The 11,747-nt window shown below is 67.6% G+C and carries 6 protein-coding genes; 2 read left to right on the plus strand and 4 right to left on the minus strand.

The window, feature by feature from the left end:
* Positions 1 to 6: 6 nt before the first annotated feature.
* From AW271_RS15660 to AW271_RS15670, 3 genes are read right to left on the minus strand one after another with little or no spacing between them, the layout of a single operon-like run.
* Positions 7 to 3,588 carry a pPIWI_RE_Z domain-containing protein gene (locus AW271_RS15660; RefSeq protein WP_062337388.1) on the minus strand — a complete coding sequence of 1,194 codons (3,582 nt, stop codon included), beginning with the start codon at positions 3,586 to 3,588 and terminating at the stop codon, positions 7 to 9.
* On the minus strand, positions 3,581 to 4,771 hold the full coding sequence (locus tag AW271_RS15665) for a pPIWI_RE_Y domain-containing protein (RefSeq protein WP_169806340.1): 1,191 nt from the start codon (positions 4,769 to 4,771) through the stop codon (positions 3,581 to 3,583). Before AW271_RS15665 ends, AW271_RS15660 begins: the two co-directional genes overlap by 8 nt.
* Complete coding sequence (locus AW271_RS15670; RefSeq protein WP_157554204.1) at positions 4,726 to 6,348, minus strand: PD-(D/E)XK nuclease family protein; 1,623 nt, start codon at positions 6,346 to 6,348, stop codon at positions 4,726 to 4,728. The genes AW271_RS15665 and AW271_RS15670 overlap by 46 nt, the downstream gene beginning before the upstream one ends.
* Positions 6,349 to 6,471: 123 nt before the next feature.
* Between AW271_RS15670 and AW271_RS15675 the strand changes: the two genes are divergently transcribed.
* The gene (locus tag AW271_RS15675) at positions 6,472 to 7,935 is read left to right on the plus strand and encodes a serine/threonine-protein kinase (RefSeq protein ID WP_157554207.1); all 1,464 of its coding nucleotides are present in this window, start codon (positions 6,472 to 6,474) and stop codon (positions 7,933 to 7,935) included.
* Here the strand turns inward: AW271_RS15675 and AW271_RS15680 are convergent, their stop codons facing one another.
* A complete protein-coding gene (locus tag AW271_RS15680; RefSeq protein WP_063817991.1) occupies positions 7,936 to 9,924 on the minus strand; it encodes an SAM-dependent methyltransferase in 1,989 nt (662 codons plus the stop codon). It lies immediately after the preceding gene.
* A gap of 1,470 nt (positions 9,925 to 11,394) precedes the next feature.
* Between AW271_RS15680 and AW271_RS15685 the strand changes: the two genes are divergently transcribed.
* On the plus strand, positions 11,395 to 11,649 hold the full coding sequence (locus tag AW271_RS15685; RefSeq protein WP_062337395.1) for a restriction endonuclease subunit S domain-containing protein: 255 nt from the start codon (positions 11,395 to 11,397) through the stop codon (positions 11,647 to 11,649).
* Positions 11,650 to 11,747 lie beyond the last annotated feature (98 nt).

Genomic DNA, 11,747 nt, shown 5'->3' on the forward strand with positions numbered 1-11,747 from the left:
GGGTCCTCAGCGGTGGTGTTCGAGAGTGGACAGAGCGTTGTGCAAGGGCGCGTACAGCAAGGTGGCCAGCGCCGGGTCCGCCGGATCGGGAAAGCCCGTGGGGTCCGCGCCGGCCTGGAAGTAGGGGTCGAGGATGAAACGGAGCGCGGCCAGCAGCCCGTCGTCCGGTGGAATCGGCTTGGTGGACGCGGGCGCGAGCGCGAGAGCCGTTCGCGGCGCGAAGCTGGCGTCGACGAACACGACCCGGGCGGGCACACCGCCACGGACGAGGCGGCCGATGACCTGCCACATGGTGACCAGCTGGTCCCAGGCGAAGGCGCGCTTCTCCCAGGGCGACAGCCGCGAGTACACATAGCGGCGGGACAGCAGCCGCCGCCACTCCTGCCTGGCCTCGTGGCGGAAGTCCAGACCCGCGCGGTCAAGCCCGGCGGCTTTGGCGACCAGTTCCGCGAACGTGGCCGGACCGTCGCGATCGTCCGCCCGTCGCTGGTTGCGTACGAACCGGCAGACCCAGTCGTTGACCGCGAAAATGGCCAGGGCCAGATCGTCGGGGCGTGGATGAGGACGGGACAGGAAGAAGGCAGTGCCGAACGCGGCGTTGCGTTCGGTGTTGAGGATGTTGTGCCCTCGCTCGACCGCCAGCAGCGGTGCGACCAGAAGTTCGGCCTCGTCATCGTCGGCGAACATGGCCAGGTCGCCTCGGCGCAGTGCGGCGGCGTGCTCCTCGTCCACCGGGCGAGAGCCACGGAGAGACTGATCGAGATCGGCGTCGTCGGACGCCAGGACGCGCACCCGGCCATGCCATCGCTCGATGCCGTGCAGTGTGTCGGCGACGATGTTCGCCTCTCTGTAACTGCCGACGAGCAAGATCGCTCGGCGCCGGCGGTCGTCCTCGATGAGGGCGAGCTCCTCCTCCAGGGGGCTGGCGTTCGCCCCACGTCCCGGGCTTCCCAGACGCATGGCGAGGGCTCTGGCCGCCGCGGGCCGGACCTTCGGGTCGGTCCCCGAGAGCTTCATCGGCTTGCCCTCGGCGTCGTACAGAAACCGGGTGGCGAAGACAGATCGCCCCACGGCCCGGAGGGAACGTTCCGACGGCATGAGCACCGCGGCGACCGGTTCGAGTACGTGCGCACGGGTCGACGTTCCGGCCCAGCTCGTGCCGGATATGAGGATCACGTGGGGGCCGGGCCGACCGGCTCCCGGATCGGCGCCGAGGTCGGCCAGGGAGAGGAGCAGCTCCCGGCCGACGCCCGCACACCGGAAGAAGCGCAGCGTGCCGCTGTTCCTGCCGTCCTCGTCTCGTTCGCGCTCGTCGGGCAGGTACTGGAACCCGAGCACGTTGCCCATCGGCGCTTCGGGGATGAGTGGCGCGTAGTCGAGTGGTGGCCGCCGGGCCAGCTCGTTTCCCGTCGCGTCCAGGCGCAGCGCCGCTTCGACCTGCGGCCAGAGGAAGGTCAGTCGCTCCAGCCGCTGGTGCAGTGCTGACAGGAGCAGCAGGAACTCCAGCCTGCGGCAGGTGATGTCGTGCCAGACGGGATCCGAAGCGGGGGCGGGGGTCCGTTCGATCAGCCGGTTCAGCAGTGCCCCGACCCGGGTGCGGGTCCGGGCGGTGGACAGGGTGTGCAGGAGGTCCCGGGTGGTGTCCACCAGATCGTCGGTGAGGGTGCCGTAAGGGCCGGCACCGCCCAGCGGATCGTCGCGGAAGGCATCCAGCAGCGCCGTCAGCTCCGCGCGCAGCGCGTCGAGCACGATGTTCGTCCTGTCGGGTTCGGCCGACTCGTCGTCGTAGGCTTCGAAGAGTTGCTCTTCGGCCGACACGCCGTCCGCCGACTGCTGTTCACCGAACCAGTCCGCGAGCAGTTTCTCCTGAAGGGTCCATGGGCTGAAGTACTCGATGTCGGCCCACTGGAGCAGTTCCCCGTCGGAGATGAGCAGCCGGTAGAGCCGGTCGGTTGCCGCAGACACGACCGTCAGCGCCGAGTTCCACCGCTCGATCTCCTGGTCGGTCAGTGGCAGGCGTCCCCGCCGCGACAGTTCTTCGATCTTGTGCGTGTGCAGCTGGTCGAGCCAGGAGTCCGGCCCCGGAGCGACGAGTGTCGCGGAGGGCGCGAAGATCTCATCGAGCTTCATCTGCACTGAATCGGCCTCGTCCACGATGACGATGTCACTGCGCAGGCAGGCCAGTTCGAGATGGCGGATCCGCTCCTCGTTCAGGTGCCGGGGGACAGCCGTCTGGACCAGGCTGGCCGGGTTGGCTACCCAGATCAGCCCCTCGACCAGATCGCGGGCCGCGCGGTGGCGGGGGCACCTGGCCCACAGCGGGCAGCCGTGTTGGCTGCCCTTGAGGTCGTCGTCGGTCGCCGGCCGCTCCAGTGACGTCTCGCCGGGCCGATAGGGCTCGGGAAGCACGATGCCGGAATGCGTGCTGCCGGGACTCGGCCGCCTTTCCGGGAAGAGGGCGGTGCAGGGTGCGTCGGCATAGCGGAGAGGCTGGATCGCCTCAGTGCTCCGTAGCGCGTCGACAGCGCAGGCCGTGCTCAGGTCGTCGAAGCCGCGCGCGTCATGGTCGAGCAGGTTGTCCAGGCCGCGGGAGGCGAGCCGGCGGTGCAGCCGTTGGACATGGGTCTCGCGTGTGGTGGGACCCAAGACCGGAACGGCCGGCAGGTCCAGATCGCGGAGGAGCTCGCACAGTCTCAACTGCTCCGCCACGTCGCCGACGACCAGGGTGATACGCAGATCGCGCCGGGCGGCCCAGACCGCCAGGAGCACCATGAGGGTGCTCTTTCCGGCGCCGACCATGCCCACCAGGTGCAGCAGCCCGTTCAGGCGGAGTTCGTCGCTTTCGCTGAAGCCGCGGCCGTCCGCGTCGCGCGGCGCGAATCTCAGCTCGTGCAGCCGAGCCTCCCAGTTGCCGGGGCGTTCCACCCCGATGGCCGATTCGTGCTCGTCCATCCATCGTGCGGTGTCGAGCAGCTCGGTCCGGGTGATCGTGCGTGGCTCACCGCCTCCCGGCCTTCCGGCGGACAGGTCATGCCCGGTGGCCGGGTCGAAGATCAGGGCTTCGGGAATGTTGACCGAGGTGGCACGGCGGCGGTCCGTGAAAGCGCTGCGTCCGGCGGGGGCGAGAGGCAGCGGCTTGCGGTCGTGCTGCGGAAGCCGGGTCAGCGCCTCGTCATAGGTCTCGACGCGGTCGACGGCATGGGTTGGGACCAGCGCAACGGCCGGGCCCCGGTCCGCCGGCACCTCGTAGGCACGCAGCCGGGAGGGCACCCGGCGGTACCAGTCCAGTGCCTGATGCCAGGACCTGCGCCGGCGCAGCGTCCACAGCAGGTGGCGTGCCGAGGCGAGCATTGTGTCGTGCTCGGCCGTGCGGGCCACTCCTGCGGCCCTGGCGAACGGGTAGCCGCCGAGAAGTGTGTACGCGCCGCCGGCCGGTTCGTGCGGTGCGAGCCGTTCCAGCAGGCGCAAAGCGAGTTCGACCTGGCAGAGATGGGATGGTCTGATCCCCTCCAGTTCCAGAGGCAGGCCGTTCCAGACCTGTTCGAGCTTCTGGCTGACTTGCCGATGCCAGCTCTCGCGGTCACGCACGTGTGGTCCCTTCACGAAGGCGGGCGGTGGCTCGGGCGACGAGTTCGCCGTCGGTGAGCAGCCGCAGGCCGCGGGCGTGCGCGGGGCGGCTTCGTTCGAAGACGGAGACGTAGCCGGGCCTGGCCGTGACCCGGTGGCGGGGGACGACCCAGAAGGCCTCGTCATAGGGCGGTTCCTGGGGGACAGGCCGGGCCGCTCTGCCGAGGAACACGGGATTGGCCCAATCCTTCACGTCGATCGCCCACCGGACCCCGTCGGGGAAGGTGACGAGAAGGTCGTATGCGTCATATCCCGGCCACATGCGCACGACCAGCCCGAGGGCGGTCAGCTTGTCCTGCAGGGCCGCTTCGGCCAGCCCCGGGCCGGTGACGAACTGCCGCAGCGGTCGCTCAAGGTGGAACACCTCGCCCACATCCTCCTGGTGGAGGCGCCGACCCAGTGGCGCGGGTCCCTGCCGGCGACAACGGTCGCGTTCGCACCACCAGTCGCCACCGCGGACCGGGGTGAGCAGAGTGCGGCAGCGTCCGCAGCAGACGTACTCGCCACGTCGGAGGTGGCTGGCGGGGGCCGTGAGGTAGATGCGCCGGATCAGCTCGTGTACCGGCTCAAGCACCAGGTCGCCGAAGACCTCGAAGCTCTCCGCCGTGGTCAGGACCGGCCGGTTGACCAGGAGCCCGCGAAAGGCGGTGTAAGCGTCCTCCTCGCCATAGTCCCGGCACAGGCGCAGGGCGGTGCTGATGATCTCCCGATCGCGTAGGGCCACTGCGGTGTCCCGGGTGCGTTCGGACCATTCGTGACACAGTTCGGTCGGTCGGCCGGAGTCCTCGTCGAGAAGCCTGTCGTCCGGACCGATCACATCGGGCGGCAGATCGAGCGGCCAGTCCACGAGAGGCGTGGACCGGCACCACGACACCAGCTCGATGAGGCTCGCCGGTGGCGTGGCTCCCTTCACCAGGCAGGCGAGCACTGTGCGATCCAACGCCCGCTGTGCCTCCTCCGGGTAGGGGAGCGTGAAGGCGGTCAGACCGGTCTTCTCGTTGAGCTGGAGCATCGCACTGGCCAGCGTGCGTACCAGAGGGACTCCCGCGTGCGTGGACCAGTCGGCGGAGTGGGCCGGCAGCCCGGTCTGCTCAGACGTCACGATGAGATCTCCAGGGCGGGATCGGTCCCGGCCGGGCACCATCGGCGAACCTCACACTTCGCGCAGTCCTTGCCGGGATCGGGTGTGTAGACCTCGTCGTCGGCCCATCCCGAAGCGAGGCCCGACACCACGTCGCGGGCCTGCTGGAGCGTGGCGGTGTCGAAGGGGTCGATCTCCTCGCACGCCGCACCGTTCTCTCTGAGGATTTCGAGTTCGATCCGGGAACGGCGCGGCTCACCACCCAGAACGCCGGCGTTCATCAGCAGGACGGCCAGGGCGAGCTGAGGGTGCCGCGACAGCAGGGGTTCACCCTCCCACGCTCGCTTCGAGGCGGTCTTGGTCTCCCGCCAGACCCAGCCACCGGCATCGGTGTAGAGGAGATCGGGATCCGCGATGACCACCACGTCGGCGACCGGGTCGTAGGCGGCCAGACGCCACTGGGGCCGGACGAGTTCCGTGGACGCAAGCCGGTCGAGTGGGCAGATGGCCCGGTGTGCCCGGATCATCTTCAGGGCCGGCTCCCACTCGACCTCTGTCAAACCGGGGAGGCCACCGGGTATGGGGCCGCTCCTGCAGGGGGTCCAGGGGTGCTGGCGGTGCCGTTCGGTCAGCCAGGCGTCGACCGCGCGACCCCGGCGGATCGCCTCGTTCTCGGTCTGCCCGTCTCGGATCATCAGCGTCCGAGTCAGATGGAAGCGCGCCGGGCATGAGTCGTAAATGCGCAGGTCGGAGGCCGAGAGGCTACGGCGCCGTCGGCCGCGGTGGGGAGCGGGGAGCCCAAGCAGGCCCGGGACCTCGGGCAAGGCGGTGCAGCCTGCGAGCCCGTCGCACCTGACACAGTCGCTTCCGGGCCGCAGATCCCGGCCGCCGAGTACGGCGGCGTAGCGATTCCTGGCGTGATCGGAGAACCGCTGTGCCGCCTCCTCTGCGGTCCAATCGGCGAGGGTCTCCGGCACGCCATCGCCGAGCCCTACGCCGATGACCCGCACTCGCTGGGGCGCGTCCGCCTCACCGCTGATCCGCTTGTATGGCTTTCCGAAGTCGGCGCGGGCCGGGACCCCGGTCGCCGCGATCGCGGCGACGGCCGCGATCTCCGCTTCGGGACGGTTCTTCTTGGCCGAGCGGATGGACGGAATCCAGATTTCCCGGATTGATCCGTCCTCAGTGGAATACCGTCTGCCCCATACGGTGCGTTCGTACTGCTTCACCCCTCGAACATCCGGCTCCCGCAACCGGTCGAGCCCCACCCATTCGGCGGCGACCGGGATGGTGGGCGGCTCTCCGGCGGCGGCGCGAGCGGCTTGGTGGTCCGCCCGCGCGGCGAGGTAGACCGGCACGACCTCAAGGGCCCAGATGCGATGCTGGGGGTGGCAGTTGCGGGTGTGCCGGAGATCGGCGAATGCGGCTTCCGGGCTGACGTTCCGGAACTCGATCGCGTCGAGCAGGTTCCCCACGGGCTGGAAGAAGAACTCCTGGAGCGGCCTTCTCCGGGAACGTTCCGGCTCCCGCTTCGTGAGCGGACGTGCCCGGAGCGCCCGACCGCCGGCGCAGGCGTCCGCTTCTTCGCGCAGCAGGGTGGTTCCGATCCTGACCACTTCTGATGGCAGTGGATGACTCATCACGGCTCGACCTCCATGGTCCAAGAGAAGCTCAATCTGTGAACTGAGTCAAGCGACTGCATTTATTATGTTGTGCACACGGTAAGGTGTGAATGCCATGGAGTGAGGCAGTGGGGGTTCGCGGTGCGGCTCGGCGAGGTGCTCGGCGGGAGATTCCGGATCACGGGTGGTCCGAAACGCGGTGGGATGGCGAGCGTGTGGCAGGCCGAGGACCTGCTCACAGGCGAAACCGTCGCGGTCAAGGTTCTCGGACGTGATCTGTGGGGCGACGATTCCGCCGCGCGCACCGGCCAGGTGGAGGCCTACGGCCGCTTCGAGCGGGAGCGTGACCTCATGGCGCGGTTATCCGGCCTTGGTGTGCCCCGCCTGATCTTCCACAACTTCCTCGGCGGCGACCCCTACCTGGTCATGGAGCACGTCTCGGGCAAGAACCTGCGTGAGTTCCTTTCCAAGAACCGCCCGCCTGTCGTCGCGTCCGCCGCGATCGGCGTGCAACTCCTGGAGACTCTCTCCCAAGTTCACCGACTGGGGATAGTCCATCGAGATCTGAAGCCGGCCAACGTGCTGCTCTCCGACGAGGGCCTCGTCTACCTCATCGATTTCGGGATCGCCCTGCCGACCGACCCCGACGCGACCCGGTACACCAAGCATGGGCCGACGCCTGGCAGCATCGGCTACAAGGCCCCCGAACTCATCCGGGGAGTCAAGCACCCGACGCCCGCAGCGGATCTGTACGGGTTCGCCTGCATGATGTTCGAGTTCGTCACCACCCGCCAAGTGTTCAGCGACCTTGCCGACCGGAGCATCGAGGATCAGCATCGCAACGATCCACCACCACGTCTCGACCCGGTCAGGCACTCCATTCCGGTCGAGCTGGCCGACCTCGTGAACGCCATGCTGGTGAAGGATCCAGCGGATCGCCCGGGCGTGGACGCTGGGCTGGAGGTTCTGCGGGGGCTGCTGCCGAAGCCGGGTGACGCGGAGCCCTCCCCACGCCTGCACCCCGATCCTACTGCGATCTTCAGACAGGGACGGCCGGAGCGTGCCCCGGCCGTCCCCGCCGCACCGGCGGACCGCCGCCGCCCTGTCGTAAGGCGTCCGCCGAGGCCGAGCCGCAGCGAGTTCGCCAGGTTGCTGTCCGCCGCCGAACGTGAGATGGCCGTGAGCGAGCCAAGCTCCGAGACCCGGCAGGTCGTGGCGGAGTTGAATACGGTGACACAGGCGTGGGGCCCGGGCGACAAGCTGGTCGTCCGAGCCCAGTTGTGCTGCGCGGACTATGCGCGGATCGAGGGCGACTGGCCTGGAGCGGGTTCGCTGTACCGCACCGTCGAACGCACGCTCCGGAACACCACGGAAGAGGAGGAGAAGGGGTTCCTCCTCGAAGCCCGGGTCGGCGTCGCCGAATGCACGCTGCCTGCGGACGACGACGTCACGGCTGCCTTCCGCACCTGGCAGGACGTCGTCACCGAGGTGTGGGCCATGCCGCGGCCGCCTGTCCGGGTGGTTCGCCGCTGCCGTGAGTTCGCGGTGGAGCTGAGTGAACGTGGGTGCGCCGCAGAGGCCGAGGCACTGCCGGCCGACGAGTGATCACGTCTGTTTCAGTCGCCCGGTGGCGAGCAGTTCGGTCAGCGTCAGGCTGAGCCCGGTGCTCGCCTCGCTCAGATCGGCGACCGTCTGTTCGAACGCCACCAGACGCCGGTGTACGTCTCCATAGCGGTGCTGTTCCTCGATGGGCAGGCGGGGAATCTGGAGACGCCGAGGGTCGACCCGCGAGGTCGTTGATGCGTGCGATGCGGCCTGCCGCGCGTTGGAGTGCGCCCGCAGACACCCCGCCAGGAACCAGGGATCGAGACGCCGGGTGTCGGGCCGCAGGCGGGTGAGATGCGAGGTCAACACGGTCGGCGCATCAACGTCGACCCATACCTTGAACTCGGCGGAGGGCGTGACCAGGACCACGTCGTGAGAGGACGTCACCGTGATGGTTCTGTCACGTTCGAGACGTTCGACATCGTCGGGGAGCATCCATAGCTGCGGGGCTTGGCCCTCACGTACATCGGCGAGAGTGAGGACCGGAACACCGCCGTCGGGTCGCTCTCCTCGTCGCATATAGTCGTCTGGAACTGGCTGCCCCGGGGTGAGCAGGAGGGCGCCGGCCCGCTCCAGTTCGGCGACCGCCACGGGGAGATCGTCCAAGGGTTCCCGATCTGCCTGGATATCGCGAAGGGTTGTGCTCAGATCGCGAGCGGCCTGAAGACCGGTATCAAAGCGAGTCCACTCCCGCCGCACCTGCATGGCCGACACGGCCAGGCTGGTCGGCACATGCCGCGCGGGTGTTAGGTCTGTCTCATCGTCCAGCAAGTCGAGTAGCGGAATCTCAACGCTCCCCGCTGTCGGCAGGCCGCTCATCGCGCCCAGCACCCGGTCGCGCACAGCGTCCCAATCGACCGGCTGGCCGCGGAGGCTGGACGTGGTCGCCCGACAATCGGTGGCGTCCACCAGGAGGACGGGCTCGCCGACCCTGTCGGGTGACGATCGCCGCAGAACCCACAACTGCATGCTGATCCCGAAGGGCGGTGCCGCACCGGGAGGAAGAGCGACCACTGCCCGCAGGCACCCGGCACGGAGCATCGCGGACCTGATCCGCCGCCCCGCCCGGCGTGATGCTACGGCGGGCGGCAGGAGAACGACGGCCACGCTGCCGTCGTCAAGCGCGGAGACGATGCGCTGGACCCACGCGAGTTCCGACTCCGTACGCGGCGGAAGGCCGAACGGCCACGGCTGATCCGTTGCCAGCTCCTCGTGGCCCCAGTCGCGTTCATTGGTTGGCGGGCTGCAGAGGATCACATCCGTCGTCGAAGGTGACTGGATGCCCTCGCGTAGCGCGTCGGCAGGCTTGATGTCGATCTCGGCTGAGGAGGTCTCAAGCGCGAGCCTGGTCGCCGCGAGCAGACTAAGGACGGGGTCTCGTTCCCGGCCGACCAGATATGGCGCTCCGCCCTGTGACCATCGTCGTGCGCCTGCCAGCAACAGGCCGCCGACCCCGCAGGCGGGATCGCACACTGTGGAGATCCGGCCGGGATGGGCTTGCGCCGCCATGTCGGCCATGAGCTCGGCGAGCGGAGCCGGTGTGGTGGTGACCTGCCGAATATGGGTGTTCAGCCAGCGGTCCAGCAGGAATTGGAAAGTCTCCCGGCCGCCTTCGCCGGCGGCGAGCGCGATTGACTCTTCCACGAGCGCCTGGTCGGCGTCGCCCACCGTCGTCAGCCACTGGGATGCGGAATCCGGCCGGACATGAGCTCCTACTGCGGCGATAATCCGCCCCATTCGCTCGCGGTCGCCGAGCGCTTCGTACTTCGGCCAGAGCCGCTCCAGCACACCCGATGACGACCTGAACTTGTCGTTCTCGCGGAGCCAGGCTTCGACCTGCGGCAATGAGAACTGAGGGCTGGTGTCTGACCCGCCCACGGGGGAGGGAAAGGTGCTGTGCCGTCTGCGCCAATTGCTGACGGCGGCCCGGCCTACACCTGCGATGCGGGCGATCTCGGCGAGGGTCACCAGCACGTTTTGATCGTCCACGAGACCCAGCCTTCCAGATAGGCCGCAGAAGGGCCAAGCAGCAGTGTTGTTGACGCAGTTTTCATCCTACCCATCGATGGCCGCTGTTAACACCTGCATTCGATATTTTGTTCGAAAAATTGAGCCCCGATGAACCCGGAAGTCGGTGGTGAGGGCCACCGTTCAGGCGGCAAGGTCCCGACGTAGATGATGTCGCTGGTTGCGACGTACAGGCGCCATCTAGCCAGTCACGGGTGGGTGAGCCAGAGGGCGAGGTCGGCGAAGTAGCCGTCTCCCGAGCCGATGGCGACCCGCTCGAAGCGGAGGTCAACGTGGTCGTCAACGGCTATCTGGACCAGTGCGCTGCGGATGAGGATCTGGGGCGCCGTGGATCACTTGGCCCACCTCCTGCGGTGAGCGGGGGTGGACGCCACGACGAAATGGTCGTGGGTCGACCAGCACCTGTCGCAGGTAGTCGGACATGGTATCCGCGATCTGCGCCGCCGTTGGTGACGGCGAGGCGGGTCAGATTCTCGATATCCGGTGAGCGGATTGCCTCCTTCTGCGGCGTCTCGCTGTTCCTGTGCCGTTTCGCCACTGCGGGCCTGTGAGGCTGTGAACCGTGTATGCAAGTACGTTGGCGACCGCGTATGCAGCGCTCCCTGCTGTGAGGACTCTTTCAGATTATCTTCATACGCAATCCGATGCTGTGCTTAGATTGCTGATGTTGCGCTGTGGTTCAGCCAGTTCGTCGGAGCCCGTGCAGTGCGAGGTTTGAGAACGCACCACGTATCCACTTGCTTGCGAGGGTGGTGCGACGGATCGAACATTCACGACAGAGAGGACATCCCGTTGCGGAGAAGTGTCCGCGTCCATCATGGCCGCCCGCGTCCGACGTGGGCCAGAAGGTTCGGCCGCGCGGTCGTTGTGATCGTTGGTCTGATCACGATCGGAGCTTCGGCCTGGTGCCGCACGTCTGAGTTTCTCTTCGCGTTGTGCACGGCCGTGGTCGGCGTGCTGCTCGAAGAGGCTGTGCGTGTGGCGCTTCGCGGTCAATCGCATCCCGCATAGCGAGAAGTAGCACGGCGGAGGAGGTGGGCCGGAGAGTTCCGTGCATCTCCTCCGCCTGGACCCTTGAGGCGATTAACGAGGTGAACGGTGAGCACTGATGTCAGCATCCCGTTGGGGGCTCTTTGCGATGTCGCCGCAGGGCCTTCGGGATCACTGCTGGAGCGTCTCAGTGTGCGCGTTGATGGGGTGCCCGTTCTCTCGCCGGCCAATGTTACGGACCGGCACGAGATCATGCTGGAAGGCCTGCGACGGTTGCCTCGGAAGGACGCGGCTCGGTTGACGCGGTTCTTGCTTCGCCCGCAAGACGTACTTTTCGTGAGGCAGGGAGCGCTAGGCAGAAGCGCCGTTGTAGGGCCAGAGCAGGATGGTTGGCTGTACGGTCCGGCTTGCCTGCGCTTGCGTCTGCGATCGAGTGAGGTCATGCCTGACTATCTGGCCCTCTATCTATCGCATCCGCCGATCGTGGCCAGGCTGATGGGGCAGGCGTCTCCTGGGACGGTTCTATGGGCCCATACTCACGAACTCCGGCAGTTGCTGGTCGCGGTGCCGTCGCTCCAGGAGCAGGCCAGGACGGTGAAGCTTGTACGCGCGATCGATGCCCGCATCACAATCGAGAGAGCGCTTGTGTCCAAGCTGGAGGAGTTCGCGGTCGGCATTATGGACGATCTTCTGTGAGTCGCGTACACAATATTATTCGCCGTTGCTGGTGACACGGCTCGACGGTAGCGTGTGGCCTGCTGCTAGGCGGAAGGGCTGCCCGTGCGCTTCCAAAG

The organism is Herbidospora sakaeratensis (assembly GCF_001570525.1).
In the GTDB taxonomy this organism is placed as follows: domain Bacteria; phylum Actinomycetota; class Actinomycetes; order Streptosporangiales; family Streptosporangiaceae; genus Herbidospora; species Herbidospora sakaeratensis.